We start from the raw sequence: 17,829 nt of genomic DNA on the forward strand, positions 1-17,829 counted from the left end.
AAACATCCTACTCGAAAACTTTTCGAGTAGATTGTTCGCCTTGTGTGGGGTTCGTGCTGCGCGGCGGGACAGGACTGGGTACTCTAAAGCGCGGTAATAACAAAGAACTGATTGGTGCCTTCCGCTCATGCTGTCCCGCATTGCTTCCTCCGTCGCCGCCGCCGTCGTGGCCGCGGCCGCCCTCATCGTCCCGAACACCGTATCTGCACCCGCCGCGCATGCCGACGAACAGTGCCCCGCCGTGGTCGTCGTCGCCGCGCGCGGCTCCGGCCAGAACGGCCAGATCTATCCCACGCAGTACTCCAACCAGGGTGGCCGAGCCTCCAATGGGTGGGAAGGCGAATCCATTCGCGCTATGTTGCACGGCGCTGAAGCGCGCTATCAGGCAACACACGGTGGCAACTCGCTGATGAAGGATGTCTACGTGCTGGGGCTGGAGCCGCAATACTATCCGGCGACGTACCCGGAGTATTCCGTGCCGAACGAGTCGCTTCCCACCACCGCGGCCGACTTGGTGCGCCTAGCCGCACAGTACGCCAACCCGGTCATCAACACCGCGGTCTCCGCCATCAACCAGTTCATGTACTCCGTACAGACCGGCAAGCGCGGCGTGACCAGCGCCATCAACAACTACGAGGCCGCTACCGGCTGCCACCCGCAGTACATCCTGTCCGGCTACTCCCAAGGTGCTATGGTCCTGTCCAACCACGAGCTGGAGCTAGCCCACCGCGGCCAGCTCGCCGGTGTCGTGACCTTTGGCAACCCGCTGACCCGCGCCGGGGATCCGGCCGTTGTCGGTGCGACCCAGGGTGCGGGCGGCCCGATGGGCCACTTCCCGCAGATGCGCGCCAACGTCAACCGCGTGGACTACTGCCTGCCCCTCGATGCCGTGTGCGATCTCTCCGCCCATACCCTCTACGCCGCTAAGCCCACTGGCGGCTCCCACGGCCAGTACTTCTTCACCTACCACGAGTGGGATAACCAGGTCTACGATTCCATCGGCCGCATGGTAGACAGCGTTCGTTTCCGCTAAACAGGAAAGGGTGAAGCCTCTTTCTCTTAGCATGTGTGCCGCGCTTGGCGCAGCAGCGTTTCTCCTGAACGTTCCTGCGGCCTCGGCGGGCGGTATCGACACCTGCCCCGACACCGCGGTGCTTGTCGCGCGCGGCTCGGATCAGAACGAGGAGCAAGGCGAATACGTGGGCCCGCAGTGCTACTCCGCGCGTGCGCCAGAATCCACGGGCTTTGAGGGGCGTAACTTTGCTGCGCTGTTTCACCAGGTCGAGCAGCGCCACCCGGGCGCTATGGATGGCGTTTATGTTCTGGCTTTGGACCCGGAGGCATACCCCGCCGCCATGAACCTGCCGCCCTTGGCGCAGGAGGGAGAGGTCCTCAGCCCGCGTGACGTCGTGCGGCGAATCCTGGAGATCCTCCAGCAGCACCCCATTGGGGACTTGGCGTATTCGGTGACGCTGGGGGCCGTCGATAGTCTGCGCACCGGTGTCCGCAACGCCCCAAAGGTGGCCGAAGACTATGAAGCCACCACCGGCTGCCGCCCGCGCTGGGTGGCCGCCGGCTACTCGCAGGGCGCGCTCGTCGCGACAAGCGCCCAAAGCTACCTCGCTGATACCGGGCGCCTGCATGCAGTGCTGACGTTCGGCAATCCGCTCCACCAAGTACCGTGGACCAAGAACCGCGCCGGGCTACCGGAGCACCGCTCCGTCGATTATTGCTTGGACGGTGACTTCGTCTGCGACTTCTCCCCGGAAGCCGCCAACCGAGCGTTAGCCACGAAGGCCAAGCGCCATGCCTCCTACTTCCTGGGGGAGCCTACCGAGCAGGACGTGCAGGTCATTGATGCTGTGGCCGGTATACTCACCAGCCATGACTAGTCCACAACGCATCGGCATCATGGGTGGCACCTTCGATCCGATCCACAATGGCCACCTCGTCGCTGCTAGCGAGGTAGCCCACCGTTTCCGCCTCGATACGGTGGTCTTTGTGCCCACCGGCCAGCCCTGGCAGAAGGCAGATAAGCAGGTCACCGCCGCCGAGCATCGCTACCTGATGACCATGGTGGCCACCGCTTCAAACCCGCGCTTTACCGTCTCCCGCGTAGACATTGACCGCGAGGGCCCCACCTACACCATCGATACGCTGCGGGACTTGCGCGAGCTTTTCCCCGATGCCGAGCTCTACTTCATTACCGGTGCGGATTCTGTCGCTTCCATCATGAGCTGGCGGAACTGGGAAGAGATGCTGGAGATGGCGCACTTCGTTGGCGTGACCCGCCCCGGCTACGAGCTACGCAAGGACATGTTGCCGGAGGGCTCCCAAGACGACATCGAGCTGATCGAGATTCCCGCCATGGCCATTTCCTCCACCGATTGCCGCGCCCGCGCCGAGCAGGGCCAGCCGGTGTGGTACCTGGTGCCGGATGGGGTGGTGCAATACATCGCCAAGAATCACCTCTACAGCCCGCACCCGGAAAACCGCTGTAGTATCCGCGCAGAGGCGGGGGGAATTCGACTAGGAAAATGCGCCTTGTCGTGTAAGACTAGAGTTCTTAAGAGAAAAGTACTTGTGTAGGGATTGTCATGTCGATTACTGATGAAGCACGCCAGATGGCGGAAACCGCCGCCTTGGCTGCGGATGAAAAGCTGGCCACCAACATTGCCGCTATTGACGTTTCCGACGTGCTGGCGATTACCGAGGTCTTCGTCTTGGCCTCCGCCGATACCGAGCGCCAGGTGGCGTCCATCGTCGAGGAAGTCGAGGACGAGCTGACCAAGCAGGGCTTTGAGCCCAAACGCCGCGAAGGCAATCGCGAGAACCGCTGGGTCTTGCTCGATTATGGCCCCATCGTGGTCCACGTCCAGCGCAACGATCAGCGCGAGTTCTACGGCCTGGATCGCCTCTACCACGACTGCCCGCTTCTCGACATCCCCGGTCTGGACACCCCGGAACGCCCCGGCGAGTGGTCTGATGAAGTCAACCCGCGCGACGTGGACTCGATCGATGAGATTCCCCTGGCCCAGCCAGAGCCGGAAGATGACGAATTATGACCCGCCGTCTCCTCCTCATCCGCCACGGGCAAACCACGTACAACGCCACCGGACGGATGCAGGGGCACCTGGACACCGAGCTGTCGGACGTAGGGTACTCCCAAGCGCGCGCTGCCGCTGATCTGCTCGAGAATAAAGGCATCACCGCGGTTGTCGCCTCGGATCTCATCCGTGCCCGCGAAACCGCGGAGATCATCGCTCGTCACTTAGGCCTTGAGGTGTCCGTCGATAAGCGCCTGCGTGAAACCCACCTGGGGGAGTGGCAGGGGATGACCTCCGCCGAGGTGGATGAGCAGTACCCCGGGGCGCGTGCGCTGTGGCGCCACGACCCCACCTGGGCGCCGCCGCAGGGCGAAAGCCGCGTTGACGTGGCCAACCGCGCCCGCCCGGTCATTGATGAGCTCATGCAGGAGCACTCGGACTGGGATGAAGGCGCGGTGCTTGTCGTCGCGCACGGCGGCGCCATTTCCGCGCTGACCTGCCACCTTTTGGGCCTTGAGCACCACCAGTACGGGATTCTTTCCGGTCTGAAAAATACCCATTGGTCGCAGCTGACCGCGCGGCCCGAGTTCGACGCCGCTCGTCCGCTCTCCCCGCTGGAATTCACCCCGGAGAACGTGGCCCGCGCCCAATGGTACTTTGACGGTTGGAATATGGGCGGTGCTGTCGTTGGTGGTGCAGGGGCGGACGTCTAGTGATTCGCGTCGTCACCGATTCCGCCGCGGGGTTGCCGGCGGATATCGTCGAGGAGCTCGACATCTGCGTCGTGGACCTGCACGTCATGGAAAGCCACGGCAAGGATGGCGCGGAGCTGTCCACCTCGGGTCTGACTGCCCTCGAATTGGCCGCTTTATACGGCCGTCAGATGGAGCGCTCCGGCGATGACGGGGTGCTAGCCATCCACCTGTCGAAGGAACTGTCCTCGACGTGGTCGGCGGCGGTGACTGCCTCCGGCGTTTTCCCCGACACCGTGCGCGTCATCGATTCCGGCACCGCGGGCATGGTCATGGGTGCCGCTGCCATGGCCGCAGCGAAGCTTGCCCAGGAAGGCGCCTCACTCGACGAGTGCTATGCCGCCGCCATCAACACCCTCGAGCGCGGGCACACCTTGGTCTATCTCAGCTCGACGGAGGAGCTGCGCCGTTCCGGGCGCATGTCCGCGGCCACGGCGATGCTGTCGACCGCGCTGCTGGCCACCAAGCCAATCATGGCGATTGCGGGCGGCAAGCTGGAGATGGTGGGCAAGACCCGCACCCAAACCAAGGCCTTTACCAAGCTCGTGGATCTGGTGGCCTCCCGCGCGGAGGGCAAGCCGGCGTTCATCGTGGTGCAGTACAACGAGGACAAGGTCTCGGCCCGCCGGCTGGAGGACCTACTGCGCTTGGCGTTGCCGGATTCCTCCTTCATGCTGGTGCCGCTTACCGACGTCCTCGCGGTCCACGTCGGCCCCGGAGCCATCGGCGTCTCCGCGGTCTTTAGCTGACGGCGGAGCCGAGCTAAAGACGTTGTTGATGTCTTCAACAAGTTATCCACAGGCTGCGGCTTAAGCCCTCGACGGGGGTGTGGGCGCTGCGTAGCGTCGCGGGCATGAACGCCATTGCTGATCGTCTCCGCGACCTCACCCGCCCCACCGGGGAAGAAGAACTGCTCAACGTCGACTTTCCGCGCGTGCGCGTGCCACCCTGGCTGGCGCTTGTCGTAGCCGGGCTAGCCGGCGTCGCGCTCCTCGCCTGGCTGGGGCTGAGCCGCAGCGCGGAGAACCCTTATGAGGTGGCCGCACCGAGCAGCGAGGTGGCGGCCGACATCGTGGTCTCCGTCGTGGGCGACGTCGAGCAGCCGGGCCTGGTGACCTTGGCACCGGGCGCGCGCATCAACGACGCCCTTGAGGTGGCACGCCCGCGCGTGCCCACCGACAACCTCAACCTGGCGCAGAAGCTTAACGACGGCGAACAGATCACCGTCGGCGCTCCTCCCGCTGCCCCAGGTGCCACGGCCGAAGACACTATCTCCCTCAACTCCGCCACCGCGGAGGAGCTCACTGAGCTTCCCGGGGTCGGGCCGGCCACGGCTGCGGCGATCATCGCGCACCGCGAGGAAGTCGGGAGCTTTACCACCGTGGAGCAACTCATGGACGTCTCCGGCATCGGACCGGCGAAGTTCGCGAAGCTCAAGGACAAGGTTCGGCCGTGAGGGAACTGCGGCTCGTACCCGCCGCGGTGGTCGCATGGTTGGCCACGCTCGCAGTACTTTTCGGCTACCCCTGGCTGCTGGGTGGGCTCGTGCTCTTCGCTTTAGCGCGCGGGCAGTGGCGTGGCCAGGGCATCTTGTGCGCGGCAAGTGGGGCCATCTTTGCCACCCTTGCGCATGTGCGCTCGGTGCGCGCGGCGGGCTTTCATTTTGGTTCGGAGGTGACGGGAAAACTTGCCGCCGACCCCACCCAGACCGCCTCCGGGTGGATGGTGCGCTTGCGCGTGCCCGGCTACCCGGCGCAGCTGCCGGTCTTCCTCAAGGAAAAACCGGAGGCCTTCAGCGGCTCCCTTGTCACGGTGCACGGTCACCCCGGTCCGTCTGACCGGGTAGGGGTAGGGCAGACCGTCTTCAGCGGCGAACTCACCGCGCACGCCCATAGCTGGACCGCCGCGGTGGCGGAGAACTTCCGCGCCGTGTGCGATAACGGCCTTATCCCTGGCATGGTGCTGGGCGATACCAGCCTGCAAAGCCCCGAGGACAAGCAGCTTTACATCGACACCGGGCTGTCGCACTTGAGTGCTGTGTCGGGCTCTAACGTCGCCATCGTGTGCACCGCGGCCGCGTTGGTGGTGCCGGGGCCGCGGGCGAGGGTGGGGGCGTCGGCAAGCGCGTTGGCGTTATTCGTGGCGCTGGTGGGGTGGGAGCCCTCCGTCCAGCGCGCCACCGTCGCTGGGCTGGCCGGTTTGGTGGCGGTGCTCCACTCCTCGAAGATGGAACCGCTCCATGCGCTCTCCCTCGGCGTGCTGTTCCTGCTCGCGGCGGACAGCGACCTAGCGGTCAGCTTTGGGTTCGCGCTCTCCGTGGCGGCGACCGCCGGCATCGTGGCGCTGACCCCGCTGCTGTTGCGCGTGCTGGGCACAGGTATTGTCGCCCGCGCCTTCGCCGTGGCCATCGCCGCGGATATCGTGACCATGCCGCTCATCGCGCTGATGTCCGGGCGGGTCTCGGTGGTCTCTGTCATCGCCAACGTGCTGGTGGCTCCGGTCGTGCCGGTCATCACCGTCGTGGGGCTTATCGCCGCCGCCCTGGCGCAGGTGGGGCTGGGCAGGCCGCTTGTGATCCTCATTGAGCCCTTGGCGGATTGGATCCACTTTGTCGCCTCCTCGATGCCCGTGACCACCGTGGCCGCCGGCCCTATTGCGGTCCTGTTGCTCGGCGGGTGGATCATCGCGGCGTTGCTAAGATGACAGGTATGTCTTCAGCCCCCGTGCACCTCATCCTCGGCGATGACGAATTCCTGGCCGAGCGCGCCCGCCTGAGTATCCAACACGGCGAAGTAACCAAGCTCAAGGCCTCCGAGGTGAGCGAAGGCGAAATCCTGGAAGCGACCAGCCCCTCCCTGTTTGGGGAGGACCGCGTCATCGTCATCAGTGATGTGGAGCGGGCAGGCAAGGAGGTCACGAAGATCCTCCTCGATGCCTGCACTAACCCCATGCCCGGCATCACGCTCATTCTGATGTACTCGGTGACGGCGAAGACGCTGAAGAAAAAGAAGAAGCCCCCGGAGCTCATCGCGGCGCTGCGCAAGACGGCCGAGGTACACGAGGTTTTTTCCCTCTACCCGAACGAGCTCGCGCAGTGGGCTACCCGTGAGTTCGCCTCGCACGGGGTGCGACCGACCCCGGATGTGGTGCAGGCGCTTCTCGACGGCGTCGGCTCCGACCTCCGCGAACTCGCCTCCGCCATCTCGCAGCTGGTCTTCGACACAGGTGGCAAGGTAACCCGCGAGGCGGTGCACGCGTATTACGTGGGCGTGGCTGAGGTGGCCAATTGGGATATTGCGGATGCTGCTGTGGCTGGCCGCGTGGAGGCGGCGGTCTCCACATGTCGTCGGGCACTGCAGTTAGGGGCGAGCCCCGTGGCCATCGCCTCGGCGCTGGCTAACAAGGTGGGCAATATCGCGCGGCTCTACTCCGCGCGCGGTGACCAGTACTCGCTGGCCTCCCAGACCGGCATGGCGCCCTATGCGGTAAAGCTCACGCAGCCCGTGGCGCGGCGCTGGTCGGGGGAGAATATCACCAAGGCCGTCATCCTCATGGCGGAGCTGGATGCCGCGGTCAAGGGCCAGGGCGGCGACGAGGACTTCGCCATCGAGGCGGCCGTTAAACGGGTGGCGGAGCTGGCGCGCTAGACTAACCCTCCATGGATGACATCCAGAACTTTGCCACCAAGCTTTTTGACTTTGCCCGCAACGGCGATGCCACGCTGCTCGAGTACATCAAGCAGGGCGTCAACGTGGACACGGTGAACCAGGACGGGCAGTCCTTCATTATGCTTGCCGCCTACCACGGCCATGCGGAGCTGGTACGCCAGCTCGCCGCGGCGGGGGCCGACGTCAACCTCCTCAACGACCGTGGCCAGTCGCCATTGGCCGGAGCGATTTTTAAGAAAGAAGACGCGGTGATCGACGCCCTCCTCGACGCCGGCGCCGACCCCTCCGCCGGCCAGCCCAACGCCCTCGACTCGGCCCGCATGTTCGGCCGCGAGGACCTCCTCGAGCGCCTGTCATGAGCTGGTCCGCGTTTGCGGCCATCCTCCTGATGAATCTCGTCGGTGCGGCAGCGCCCGGCCCGGACATCGTCCTGGTCACGCGCTATGCCACGCGCTCGCGCCGCCACGCCATTGCGGCGGCGACGGGCATCCAGGTCGGCGTGCTGTTCTGGTGCACGCTGACCGTGTTCGGTGCGGCCGCCCTGCTCACCGCCTTCCCCGGCGTCCTCTCCCTGATTCAGGTGATCGGTGGCTGTTTCCTGGTGTTTATGGGCGTGCTCTCCATTCGCTCCGGGCTGGAGCTGCGCAAGCAGCCGCCCGTTGATGAGGAGGAAGCCGCCGCCCGCTTGGGCTCGGTGAGCAAGGTTTTCCGCACGGGTTTGGCCACCAACCTGTCTAACCCAAAGATCGTGCTTTTCCTCGCCGCTATGGTCGCCCCGCTTCTGCCGCCGCACCCGCCGGTGTGGGTATCAGTGGCGCTGGTGCTGAGCTTGTCGTTGTCGAGCTACCTGCTCTTCGTGGTCCTCTCGACGGTCATTTCCACCCGCGCGATTCGCCGACGACTCTTGGCCGCGGGCCCGTGGATCGACATCGGCTCCGGAGCCTTCTTCGTGGTGGCTGGCTGCGCTCTGGTGTGGGCCGGCATCCAGGCCGCCTAGGCCTGCTCGAGTAGCTCCGCGAGCCACTGCGACCACGCCGCGACCGTGGCGGATCGGCGGCGCACAGTCGTCTCGCCCAGGCCCAGGTGGGCCGCGCGCATGAAGACCAGTGCTTCTTCTTTATTCACCGCTCGGCGGGTAGCCACGACGTGCTGTACCATGTCCCGGAACACCGGGCGGGAGGCCAGGGCCTCGACGAGGGTGAGATTGCGTTCATCGCGCGTGCCGCTGAGCTTGGCCAGACCTAGGTAGCGGGCGGCGTTGCTGTAATAATCAGCCTGGCGCGGGGTAAAACCAAATTCCTCGGGCATCGCCGCCTTATCCACAGGGTTCTCCAGCAAGCTGATGACCCTTGCAAAGGAGTCCGCCTGGGGGAAAGGTACGCGCGTGTCTTCGACCTGCGTGCGCGCCAGCACCGCGCGCACCGTCGCGTCAGTTACGCCTGACTCGCCCAAAACATAGCGCGCCGCGCTCACCAGCTCGATGCTGCGGAAATCCTCCGGCTGCCTAAACGCGTAGCGGTAGAAGTGGAAAATACCGTTGGAATACACCAAGTACACCGGCACCACTTCCTTCTCCAACGCCAGCGAGAAGCGGCGGAAAGGGAAGTAGAGCTGGCGGATGTTGAAGTCGGGGGAGAGGTGGTTCTTCGCCTCCACGAGCACGAGGTGCTTGGCGGATTCGAAGCCGGCATCGATCTCCATCTGGGCGCGGTCGACCACCACGTCGCGCCCGCCGATGCGCATGGGCAGCGTCAGCGTCGACATACGTCCGCTGACCGTGGGCACCAGCTCCCCTCCCAGAAAATCATCGAGCATGCCGCTTAAGTGCGCCGCGGTGAGTGCGGCGGCCTCCGAGGTCAGGTTCTCGAAGTCAATGGACTGGATGTGGCTCGGAACCGGCATCGACTTCAGCGGCCCGGCCTGCTCCGGGAAAGGCTGGTACAGGTCAAAGCGGCCAATCAGGTAGGCATCGCGGCGAATCGGCAGCATGGACAAACCGTGCTTTCGAAACACTTCGGGGCGCGCTGCCGAAAAGTCATGCTTGGCCATCAACCGCGGCTCGCGGCCCGATAGCTCCTTAAGCTTCGCGGCGGGCAATACCGCAAAGCCCTGGTCCGCGATGCCGGCGGCGATGTGGGGGTAAACGAGGTCCCAGGCGGCGTCGTTAAGCATAATTGCGCACGAGCACCTCATCGACCTTGCCGCGCTTCGAGGCCACGGAGTTCACCGCGCGCGTGGCCCCCACGATGTCGATGTGGTAGTCCGCGTACAGCTCCTTGATGAAGTCCGTCGCGGAATTCGACAGCAGGAACTTCACCCCGCGGGCGTTGAGGTCGTCGCAGGTTTCCTTCAGACGAATCTGGTCCGCGCGGCCAAAACCACCCGACTGGTAGCCGGTGAAATTGCTCGTGGGGTTGACCGGATCGTAGGGCGGGTCGAAGTAAACGAAATCCCCCTCGTTGGCCTCCACCGCGGCGTAGTCGCCGTTATAAAACGTCACGTCGTGGGAGGACAGGTACTCCGAAACCGCACGCAGATTGGGCTCATCGCAAATCTTCGGGTTGGCATAGCGGCCAAACGGGGCGTTGAATTGGCCGGCGTTATTCACCCGATAAAGCCCGTTGTAGCAGGTCTTATTCAAATAAATCGTGCGGGCAGCACGCTCAACGGGGCTTAAGTGCGCAAAACCCGGCTCGCGGTCGCGGGCGCGCATCTCGTAGAAGAAATCCGAATCATTCGGATAGCCCTTTAACAGGGCGATGAGCTCGTCCACGTTATCGCGGACCACCTCGTAGACGGTGATGAGCTCGGTGTTCAGGTCATTGACCCGGGCGCGTTCGGGCGCCAAAGAAAAAAGAACCGCTCCGCCGCCCAAGAAAGGCTCGACATAAGTATCGAAGCTCTCGGGCAGCACGGAGTGGATAGCGGGTAGCAGCTGGCGCTTTCCCCCGACCCACTTCAGGAGCGGTTTCATTTAGGCCATCTTGTTGAAGGCGGTGGCCATGCCGGACTTCTTGTTAGCCGCAGTGTTGCGGTGGAAGACGCCCTTAGACACGGACTTGTCCAGTGCGCGGGAGGCAACGCGCAGCTGCTTCTCGGCTGCAGCCTTGTCACCAGCGGCGACGGCCTCACGGAACTTGCGGATCTCGGTACGCACGGCGGAGCGTACGGACTTGTTGCGCTGACGAGACTTCTCGTTGGTCAGGATGCGCTTCTGCTTGGACTTGATGTTTGCCATCGTTATACCTCTTAGAGTCGTAGGAATGTGCAACCGAGGAAGGCGGACCCAAGGTCCTGACCGCCAGCGTGCCCCGGCATCCCAAAAAATTTAGCAGGGCTCGGACCGAATCCCCAAATCAGGCCCAGTGATAACGCGAGCGCAGCCGGTTGGCAATGCGCTCGAAGCGGCGTTCCGGGAAGAGCGTGCCCTGTCGGCGGCATTGTTCCTCGGAGATTTCCAACACGCGGTCCATCCGCACCCAGCACTGCCGGCCGGATTCGTCCCATTCGCCGGTGCCGATATCGAGCCATTCCTCTTTGTTCGCGTGGCCCGGGTTGGGGGAGATGAGCAGACCCAGCACGGTGGTGCGCGTGCGCGAGACAATGAGCACGGCCCGCTCGCGCGGCGGGGACTGCTTGCCATCCGAGGGTGCCCACACCCAGACAACCTCGCCGGAGTCTGCCTGCCCGTCCATGTCGGGGGTGAAGAAGACGCTGCGCGGGTGGGCGGCGGCACACTCGACGCGAATGTCGGCGGCCTTGCGCGGTTCCGTTACGGAATCATTCTGGTTCAACCCCAAGCCTTCGGTGATGCGCTCGAGACCGACGTCGACAGGCTCAGGGCCTCCGATACCGAGAATGCGTGCCAACCTAGACATGTCGTCTATTCTAAACACATGTCTACAAACTTCGCGGCCACTACGTTTACGGATCCGTCCAAGATCCGAAACTTTTGCATTATCGCCCACATCGACCACGGCAAGTCGACGCTGGCTGATCGCATCCTGCAGTTGTCGCAGGTGGTGGAGGAGCGTGATATGCGCGACCAATACCTCGACAACATGGATATCGAGCGCGAGCGCGGCATTACCATTAAGGCGCAGAACGTGCGCTTGCCCTGGATTCCTCGCTCCGGTGAGTTCGAGGGCCAGGAGATCGTCATGCAGATGATCGATACCCCTGGCCACGTGGACTTTACCTACGAGGTTTCCCGCGCGCTGGAGGCGTGTGAGGGCGCCATCCTGCTTGTCGACGCAGCCCAAGGCATCGAAGCCCAAACCCTGGCCAACCTTTACCTGGCCATGGAAAATGACCTGGAGATCATCCCGGTCCTGAACAAGATCGACCTGCCCGCGGCCGACCCGGAGAAGTACGCCCTGGAGATTGCCCACATCATCGGCTGCGAGCCGGAAGAGGTGCTGCGCGTGTCCGGCAAGACCGGCGAGGGCGTGCCGGAGCTGCTGGATAAGGTGGCGGAGCTCATTCCGGCACCGACGTCCGAGTTCGGCGAGGATGCCCCGGCCCGTGCCATGGTCTTCGACTCCGTCTACGACACCTACCGCGGCGTGGTGACCTACATCCGCATGATGGACGGCAAACTCACCCCGCGCCAGAAGGTCACCATGATGGCCACGGGTACCAACCACGAGCTGCTGGAGGTGGGCATCGTCAGCCCCACCATGCAGAAGTGCAAGGGCTTGGGCCCGGGTGAGGTGGGCTACCTGATTACCGGCGTGAAGAACGTGCGTGAGACCAAGGTCGGTGACACGATTACGTGGGCGTCGAATGGCGCTACTGAGCCGCTCAAGGGCTACGCCGACCCGAACCCTATGGTGTACTCCGGCTTGTTCCCGATCTCCCAGGCGGACTTCCCGGACCTGCGTGACGCGCTGGAGAAGCTGCAGCTTAACGACGCCTCCCTCACCTTCGAGCCCGAGACCTCCGTCGCCCTGGGCTTCGGCTTCCGCTGCGGATTCCTGGGCCTGCTGCACATGGAAATCACGCGCGACCGTCTGGAGCGCGAGTTTGGCTTGGACCTGATTTCGACTGCGCCTTCGGTGACCTACCGCGTGGTGGCAGAGGACGGCGAGGAGTCCATGGTGCACAACCCGTCGGACTGGCCCGGCGGCAAGCTGCGTGAGGTCTACGAGCCGATCGTGAAGATGACCATCATCGTGCCGGAGGAGTTCGTCGGTTCGACGATGGAGCTGTGCCAGTCCAAGCGCGGTCAGATGGGTGGCATGGACTACCTGTCTGAGGACCGCGTGGAGCTGCGCTACACCATGCCCTTGGGTGAAATCATCTTCGACTTCTTCGACATGTTGAAGTCCCGCACCAAGGGCTACGCTTCCCTCAACTACGAGGAGGCTGGCGAGCAGCTGGCGGACCTGGTGAAGGTGGATATCCTCCTCAACGGTGACCCGGTGGATGCCTTCTCCGCCATCGTGCACCGAGATTCCGCGCAGTGGTACGGCAACAAGATGACGAAGAAGCTCAAGGAGCTCATCCCACGCCAGCAGTTCGAGGTGCCCGTCCAGGCGGCCATCGGTTCGAAGATCATCGCGCGTGAGAACATCCGCGCCATGCGCAAGGACGTGCTGGCCAAGTGCTACGGCGGCGATATCTCGCGTAAGCGCAAGCTGCTGGAGAAGCAGAAGGCCGGTAAGAAGCGCATGAAGTCCATCGGTTCCGTGTCCGTGCCGCAGGAGGCCTTCGTGGCGGCGCTGTCTACGGATAGCGATTAAGAGAAACTAAGCTTCACTGGGATACTCCTTTGGTTTTGATAAAGGTGCTTCATTGGCATTGGTCAATTGAAGCACCGTATCGTCTTGATGAATAGGTGCTGAAGCATCGTGCGTTGAAACAATGATCGTTTTTTCGCGTGCAAGGTCTTCAATAATGTCCCACACCAACGCCCGTGAGTTCTTGTCTAAGCTACTGGTTGGTTCATCGAGGACCACAATTGACCCGGGCTTAGCGATCAATGCTCGTGCCAAGGCGATTCTTTGTTTTTCCCCACCGGATGCCCCACCGTCTTCACCCGCTACATCGGAGTTCTTCTTGCAGCCCGTTGAAGAAAACTCGTGTAGTCCTACTGCTGTGAGTAATTCGTCAGCTTTGCACACGGCTATTGATCGGCCAAAAATAACGTTGTCTATGGCGTTGGCGTGTAACAGGCTTGCGCTTTGAGGCGCATACGTTGAATTTTCCCTTATCTCACAAGATTCTTGTTGCAAGGGTAACGAATACTCATTTAGATTTAGGAACCCTTCCAAAACCGTCGTTTTCCCTGAGCCGCTTGGACCAAGAACCCAGATTGGTCTTTGTTCATGTCGCTGGTGTGCCGAAGCTGCCATGTCAGACAAACGCAGTATTTGCTCATTCCACAAATCCACGTTTTGGCTTGTTGCGGCGACGAACCCCGTTGGGCGAATCTTTTCGCTTGCTTCACTCGCATGGGAAACTGAAACAGCGAGTGTGGACACTCCAAATCCGACGGATTGAAGAGGCGTAATGGCTGCAATGGCGATTCCTGTAGACGAGATAATTGATCCGATTGCCTGCGCATCTCCATTACTTGTTCGAAGGATAATGGCTATAATGAGAACACAAATCGTTATTGCTAAAACGATTCCTTGGGCAACATACAGCCGCCGCGTCATGGTATAGGAATAGACTCCAGCGCGTTCTACAGTACTTCGATCCTTTCTATAGCGAGATTCCAAAAATGCTTGGGTAGAAAACACTGTCGCTTCTTTCCAGAGGGACAAAGAATTCCCTAGGACGCCGAAACTGCGCATGCTCTCTTTGAAAAACTTTGTCTGGGCGTTCTGGTGGCTTTGGATTAGCCGGTAGCTGACCGCACAATAGGTCACAATGGCTGCTGTGAGGATTATTCCTTCTAACCAAGTGCTGGCAATAACGACTAGGAAAATGCCGGAGGCTAAAGAAATGGTTGCCGGCAATATAGACAGGTAGATGCTGGATAATGTGTCACGATATGCGGAGGCCTCGCTATCAATGGCAAATGAGATCTCTCCATTATCAGCATGCGATCGTGCGCTAGGGCTGGCATCGATGCTATCGGTGAGAGACCTGGCCATTCGCTCGGACTGCAGCTTTTGCTCAATCGTTCCATACGTTGGAAATAATATGTATCTTGAGGATGTTCCTAAAAACCAAATCAGAGAATAGAGTATAGAAAGCTGTAGGCCAATTGTAATGAAGTCCTCCCTGTTTGAACTATTAAGGAGAGAGTTGACTCCACCACCGAGAACATACGGGGCAATAACTGTAGAAATTGACGAGATTACAATGGAGACGAGGACTAAAAAGTTGTTCCAAGGCGATAGTTTCCAAGATTGTGTAATGACTTGTCGTATAAGTTGCATTCGGAATCCATTTTTAAATGACTCGTGATTATCGTGATGTCAGATGAATTTATCCGAAGGGGACCGGCCCGGGTCTGAATTCGTTTCCAAGGTAGGTGCTTAGAGTTTTTAATGCACCAGGTCTATCGTCCTGCAGTCCCGAGGGCCAGTCGTTGCTTAGAAGCCGGGCTATGTACCAAGGCGAACCGTCATAGGAAAGACTATCTACTAGCATTAGTGGCGGGTTTGTTGTATTCGCTAGCAGCTCTAAAGCGTTATTAGGTGTTCGTCGTAGCTGTGAAGGAATTGTAATCCGCAGTGCGGTTGAATTACTCCATTCTTCGGATGTATTTGGTTTATTTGCCTTGAGATACTCGTCTTGTATGCAGTCCATTAATGGGCGTCCCGTCAATCGTCTAAACAAGTTGTCTTGCATAGATAGAATTGCTTGGCGGCATTCTCTCAGCGCCTTCTCTGCAGTACTTTGAAGATGGAATCCCGAAGCAGCGCCGGCAGAGTACTGAGTGCTTTTCGCAGGTGAGCTAAATAATGCTAGGCAAACGTATACGCCTTCAAATATTGATATTTCGTAAATCCGCCAGGTTTCTGAAGGGTGATTATTTTCAGCTGGATTGTTCATGGATAGTTCTACTCCATGGGTTGAGAATCTCCAGTGGGCAATTAACGATTGTCTTTCGATAAATTCGAGACATGCAGATTCAATGGCCTTTTCAAGGCTGCGATGTATTGCTGTTCCGGATGAATCTGTTACATTCTGTGCTTGCTCTGAAACCATCAATTTATCATCGTTGAAAGCGTTCGAAAGACTGTAGATTTTCGCGTGATCGCTTGGCCCCCGTTTCTGCCAGAATCGTTCGAGTGCTTCTGCCGTAGCGCGTAGCTCGCTCTGTGGCTCCCCGAATCCGATTCCTGATGCTAGATTTGTGACGTCTGCAATAGCGATGGATTCGTCCGAGAGAGGTGAATACCGGAATTGTAGGCTTTTCATGAGTCTTCCTTAGCGAGGAGTTGGAGTTGCTCAATCCAGATATCATCAGGATTTAATCCCCATAGGTTTGCTATAGAAAGTTCGTCAAAATACCCATATGGTCTGGTAGAGAAGTTCATAGAACCAGCGTTCCTGGTTACTTCTTGGATCATTTCTCCAATCTCAATGAGTGAGAACTTGTAACCGCGAAGTCGATATTTTGCTATTGAGATTTCGGGAATTATTCCGAATCCCAGTACTAGGTCGACCTGTTCTAGAGCTACCGGTCCATCACATCCAACGTAGTTAAATATTTCTGTAAATGGGACTGGGCCTAGGTTCTCCAAGCGGCGAGCTAATGGTAGTAGGTGGAAGCGTTCCCATTGTCGTCCCTGCCTGGCGAGTATGAATACCTGTACTGGATATAAACTGCCGGCACTGGCATATGGACGGCTCATCTCTGGGGAAGTCAGGGGCTTTAGGAAACAGTTGTTTAAAATAGCATGAAGGTCACTTTGCTCCAGTGAGCGAGCTTCTATATTGATATGTCGGTCTGCGTTAGTGAGACTTGGTTGGCGAGAGTGGATGTCTTTTGTGGGGGGATCAATTGGTTGGGAATTATCTAGGTCCAGTGCGTAGTCAAACTCACCAAGCCGCATGATCCAATGGTTAGCGGAGGCCGCGCTTAGAGGTGAAATTGCGAATCCACTGTCAATTGTAAGTGCATTTCCTGCACATAGTTGGCTTCGTACAGCCCTAAGGGTAGTGAGGTCGATGGCCGGTATAGAGCGTCGAATCTGTAACCTTGTTGCGTCATTGCTGTATTTATTTTCCATAGAATCCCTCATGATTACACTTTGGATCCGTGGGGAGGACAGCGGTGTGTACTAGCCCATTAGTTAGATCTTGGAACTCAGCGTATCGAAGGGTATCTGCTGCGTGAGGATCATTATTCTTGATTGCCAGGCCAAGTGTTATTGCATCTGTAATTGCACTGAGTATGTTCAATGTTTGGATTGCCTCTAGCTCTTTAGAGCTACCCCTATGGGGATCATTCTTGGCTGAATTTAATGCTTTCTTAATGGTAGCCTCTGCCTTTGGTTCACTACTTCTTTCTATTGCAATGGAACATAGTGGACATGGGCGCCCGCTCCGAAACCAGTTGATACTACTTCTAAAGCGTTTGAGTGGGTCGAAGGAATAAGTTACATTAGGACGATTTTTGTCGCGGCCCGTGAGCTGGTGGGGATTACCTTTCTCGTAAATCAGAAAATCTACGACTTTTCGCCGGTTTTTGCTTTGGGGCCACTGCATGCTAGGGGAGTAAAGTGATATAAAGTTCGAGATATTTGGAACATCGGGTAGTTTATTCCCGATGTATACAAGATTCACTTCTACCGTGCTTTTTAGTACGTCTTTGTGGGAGATCCTGAGCGCTTCGAGGCTTTGTTCATAGTGTAAAGCTTGGTCTTTTTCAACTCTATTGATAGAGAATTGGGAGATAATATATTGCCGGGTGGGGCCTTGGAGAAGTTCAAAGGGTGTGGATAAAAGCATGTCGCTCTTTTGGATGTTCGAAAACGGGACAGGCGGTCGGAAATACGGGGAAGTAAGTCCGACTGCCTGAAGATTTTATGTCTATTTAGGCGAGGAGCCTTTCGAGCTCTTTGTCAACAGTTGGTGTGGGTGCTGACGAGGTTGAGGGCAGGCCTGGGGAATTGGAGCCTGTGCAGGAGGCGCAATTTCCCGGAGACTGGGAGAGCGCAGGGGACTCAGTAGTGGTGTCAGCTTTTGAGCACACTTCGACAAGGTCTATGGTGAGCATTAAAAATTCCTTCCAATGTGAGTTGGGTGACAATCGGGCAAGTGTGTTGACCATAACTCATTAGTTGTTGATTGTCTACCCCCTAGTGTTTCTTTGTTATGTCCATAGGGCTTGGGGTATGGAGTCCGGTCTCTTTTTTGGGCACGGAGTCCATGGAGGTCTTGGACACTTCTAGCGGT

The 17,829-nt window shown here is 59.5% G+C and carries 19 protein-coding genes; 12 read left to right on the plus strand and 7 right to left on the minus strand.

Annotated features, from left to right (window positions below):
- The first annotated feature begins 127 nt into the window (after positions 1-127).
- The 11 genes from HMPREF3056_RS12315 to HMPREF3056_RS12365 all read left to right on the plus strand — a co-directional run bounded on the left by HMPREF3056_RS12315 (position 128) and on the right by HMPREF3056_RS12365 (position 8,464).
- On the plus strand, positions 128-1,033 hold the full coding sequence (locus HMPREF3056_RS12315) for a cutinase family protein (RefSeq protein ID WP_070701349.1): 906 nt from the start codon (positions 128-130) through the stop codon (positions 1,031-1,033).
- 10 nt (positions 1,034-1,043) lie between these two features.
- On the plus strand, positions 1,044-1,892 hold the full coding sequence (locus HMPREF3056_RS12320; protein ID WP_070754964.1) for a cutinase family protein: 849 nt from the start codon (positions 1,044-1,046) through the stop codon (positions 1,890-1,892).
- Positions 1,885-2,589 (plus strand): nicotinate-nucleotide adenylyltransferase, encoded by a 705-nt coding sequence (nadD, locus tag HMPREF3056_RS12325; protein WP_246822526.1) that lies wholly within the window; start codon positions 1,885-1,887, stop codon positions 2,587-2,589. The genes HMPREF3056_RS12320 and nadD overlap by 8 nt, the downstream gene beginning before the upstream one ends.
- Before the next feature lie 8 nt (positions 2,590-2,597).
- The gene (gene rsfS, locus HMPREF3056_RS12330; RefSeq protein ID WP_046648992.1) at positions 2,598-3,065 is read left to right on the plus strand and encodes a ribosome silencing factor; all 468 of its coding nucleotides are present in this window, start codon (positions 2,598-2,600) and stop codon (positions 3,063-3,065) included.
- Positions 3,062-3,760, plus strand: coding sequence for a histidine phosphatase family protein (locus tag HMPREF3056_RS12335; RefSeq protein WP_070754965.1), 699 nt, complete (start codon positions 3,062-3,064; stop codon positions 3,758-3,760). The genes rsfS and HMPREF3056_RS12335 overlap by 4 nt, the downstream gene beginning before the upstream one ends.
- Entirely contained in the window at positions 3,760-4,548 is a 789-nt protein-coding gene (locus HMPREF3056_RS12340; protein WP_049156464.1) for a DegV family protein, read from the plus strand. The genes HMPREF3056_RS12335 and HMPREF3056_RS12340 overlap by 1 nt, the downstream gene beginning before the upstream one ends.
- A gap of 104 nt (positions 4,549-4,652) precedes the next feature.
- The gene (locus HMPREF3056_RS12345) at positions 4,653-5,255 is read left to right on the plus strand and encodes a ComEA family DNA-binding protein (protein WP_049156481.1); all 603 of its coding nucleotides are present in this window, start codon (positions 4,653-4,655) and stop codon (positions 5,253-5,255) included.
- Complete coding sequence (locus HMPREF3056_RS12350) at positions 5,252-6,502, plus strand: ComEC/Rec2 family competence protein (RefSeq protein WP_070517902.1); 1,251 nt, start codon at positions 5,252-5,254, stop codon at positions 6,500-6,502. The genes HMPREF3056_RS12345 and HMPREF3056_RS12350 overlap by 4 nt, the downstream gene beginning before the upstream one ends.
- Entirely contained in the window at positions 6,499-7,446 is a 948-nt protein-coding gene (holA, locus tag HMPREF3056_RS12355; protein ID WP_070754966.1) for a DNA polymerase III subunit delta, read from the plus strand. The genes HMPREF3056_RS12350 and holA overlap by 4 nt, the downstream gene beginning before the upstream one ends.
- A gap of 11 nt (positions 7,447-7,457) precedes the next feature.
- Positions 7,458-7,826: an ankyrin repeat domain-containing protein gene (locus tag HMPREF3056_RS12360; protein ID WP_049156457.1), complete on the plus strand. Its 369-nt coding sequence runs from the start codon at positions 7,458-7,460 to the stop codon at positions 7,824-7,826.
- A complete protein-coding gene (locus tag HMPREF3056_RS12365) occupies positions 7,823-8,464 on the plus strand; it encodes a LysE family translocator (RefSeq protein WP_070701354.1) in 642 nt (213 codons plus the stop codon). The genes HMPREF3056_RS12360 and HMPREF3056_RS12365 overlap by 4 nt, the downstream gene beginning before the upstream one ends.
- On the opposite strand, the gene HMPREF3056_RS12370 is transcribed toward HMPREF3056_RS12365, so the two are convergent.
- The 4 genes from HMPREF3056_RS12370 to HMPREF3056_RS12385 form a co-directional block, all read right to left on the minus strand.
- The gene (locus HMPREF3056_RS12370; protein WP_246822527.1) at positions 8,461-9,639 is read right to left on the minus strand and encodes a type II restriction enzyme; all 1,179 of its coding nucleotides are present in this window, start codon (positions 9,637-9,639) and stop codon (positions 8,461-8,463) included. The two genes, HMPREF3056_RS12365 and HMPREF3056_RS12370, sit on opposite strands and share 4 nt — an antisense overlap.
- Entirely contained in the window at positions 9,632-10,441 is an 810-nt protein-coding gene (locus tag HMPREF3056_RS12375; protein WP_046648998.1) for a DNA adenine methylase, read from the minus strand. The genes HMPREF3056_RS12370 and HMPREF3056_RS12375 overlap by 8 nt, the downstream gene beginning before the upstream one ends.
- On the minus strand, positions 10,442-10,705 hold the full coding sequence (gene rpsT, locus HMPREF3056_RS12380) for a 30S ribosomal protein S20 (protein WP_010190855.1): 264 nt from the start codon (positions 10,703-10,705) through the stop codon (positions 10,442-10,444).
- Positions 10,706-10,823: 118 nt separating this feature from the next.
- Positions 10,824-11,345 (minus strand): type II toxin-antitoxin system PemK/MazF family toxin, encoded by a 522-nt coding sequence (locus tag HMPREF3056_RS12385; RefSeq protein WP_049156445.1) that lies wholly within the window; start codon positions 11,343-11,345, stop codon positions 10,824-10,826.
- Between the two features lie 18 nt (positions 11,346-11,363).
- Here HMPREF3056_RS12385 and lepA point away from each other — a divergent pair, with 18 nt between their 5' ends.
- Positions 11,364-13,211 carry a translation elongation factor 4 gene (lepA, locus tag HMPREF3056_RS12390; protein WP_070754968.1) on the plus strand — a complete coding sequence of 616 codons (1,848 nt, stop codon included), beginning with the start codon at positions 11,364-11,366 and terminating at the stop codon, positions 13,209-13,211.
- Positions 13,212-13,217: 6 nt separating this feature from the next.
- On the opposite strand, the gene HMPREF3056_RS13230 is transcribed toward lepA, so the two are convergent.
- From HMPREF3056_RS13230 to HMPREF3056_RS13405, 3 genes are all read right to left on the minus strand, one after another.
- Entirely contained in the window at positions 13,218-14,858 is a 1,641-nt protein-coding gene (locus HMPREF3056_RS13230; RefSeq protein ID WP_083317831.1) for an ATP-binding cassette domain-containing protein, read from the minus strand.
- Positions 14,859-14,907: 49 nt separating this feature from the next.
- The gene (locus tag HMPREF3056_RS13235) at positions 14,908-15,846 is read right to left on the minus strand and encodes a YcaO-like family protein (RefSeq protein ID WP_083317832.1); all 939 of its coding nucleotides are present in this window, start codon (positions 15,844-15,846) and stop codon (positions 14,908-14,910) included.
- Positions 15,847-16,650: 804 nt separating this feature from the next.
- Positions 16,651-17,382 carry a hypothetical protein gene (locus tag HMPREF3056_RS13405; RefSeq protein ID WP_141756300.1) on the minus strand — a complete coding sequence of 244 codons (732 nt, stop codon included), beginning with the start codon at positions 17,380-17,382 and terminating at the stop codon, positions 16,651-16,653.
- Between the last annotated feature and the right edge of the window lie 447 nt (positions 17,383-17,829).

This window comes from Corynebacterium sp. HMSC056F09, from assembly GCF_001815785.1.
Lineage (GTDB): Bacteria > Actinomycetota > Actinomycetes > Mycobacteriales > Mycobacteriaceae > Corynebacterium > Corynebacterium hiratae.

Excerpts from the sequence above, each read along its gene's own strand:
- holA (WP_070754966.1), top strand. The coding sequence starts at position 6,499 with ATGACAGGTATGTCTTCAGCCCCCGTGCACCTCATCCTCGGCGATGAC.
- nadD (WP_246822526.1), top strand. The coding sequence starts at position 1,885 with ATGACTAGTCCACAACGCATCGGCATCATGGGTGGCACCTTCGATCCG.
- HMPREF3056_RS12315 (WP_070701349.1), top strand. The coding sequence starts at position 128 with ATGCTGTCCCGCATTGCTTCCTCCGTCGCCGCCGCCGTCGTGGCCGCG.
- HMPREF3056_RS12375 (WP_046648998.1), bottom strand. The coding sequence starts at position 10,441 with ATGAAACCGCTCCTGAAGTGGGTCGGGGGAAAGCGCCAGCTGCTACCC.
- rpsT (WP_010190855.1), bottom strand. The coding sequence starts at position 10,705 with ATGGCAAACATCAAGTCCAAGCAGAAGCGCATCCTGACCAACGAGAAG.
- HMPREF3056_RS12335 (WP_070754965.1), top strand. The coding sequence starts at position 3,062 with ATGACCCGCCGTCTCCTCCTCATCCGCCACGGGCAAACCACGTACAAC.
- rsfS (WP_046648992.1), top strand. The coding sequence starts at position 2,598 with ATGTCGATTACTGATGAAGCACGCCAGATGGCGGAAACCGCCGCCTTG.
- HMPREF3056_RS12360 (WP_049156457.1), top strand. The coding sequence starts at position 7,458 with ATGGATGACATCCAGAACTTTGCCACCAAGCTTTTTGACTTTGCCCGC.
- HMPREF3056_RS13230 (WP_083317831.1), bottom strand. The coding sequence starts at position 14,858 with ATGCAACTTATACGACAAGTCATTACACAATCTTGGAAACTATCGCCT.
- HMPREF3056_RS12370 (WP_246822527.1), bottom strand. The coding sequence starts at position 9,639 with ATGCTTAACGACGCCGCCTGGGACCTCGTTTACCCCCACATCGCCGCC.
- lepA (WP_070754968.1), top strand. The coding sequence starts at position 11,364 with ATGTCTACAAACTTCGCGGCCACTACGTTTACGGATCCGTCCAAGATC.
- HMPREF3056_RS13235 (WP_083317832.1), bottom strand. The coding sequence starts at position 15,846 with ATGAAAAGCCTACAATTCCGGTATTCACCTCTCTCGGACGAATCCATC.
- HMPREF3056_RS13405 (WP_141756300.1), bottom strand. The coding sequence starts at position 17,382 with ATGCTTTTATCCACACCCTTTGAACTTCTCCAAGGCCCCACCCGGCAA.
- HMPREF3056_RS12365 (WP_070701354.1), top strand. The coding sequence starts at position 7,823 with ATGAGCTGGTCCGCGTTTGCGGCCATCCTCCTGATGAATCTCGTCGGT.
- HMPREF3056_RS12385 (WP_049156445.1), bottom strand. The coding sequence starts at position 11,345 with ATGTCTAGGTTGGCACGCATTCTCGGTATCGGAGGCCCTGAGCCTGTC.
- HMPREF3056_RS12345 (WP_049156481.1), top strand. The coding sequence starts at position 4,653 with ATGAACGCCATTGCTGATCGTCTCCGCGACCTCACCCGCCCCACCGGG.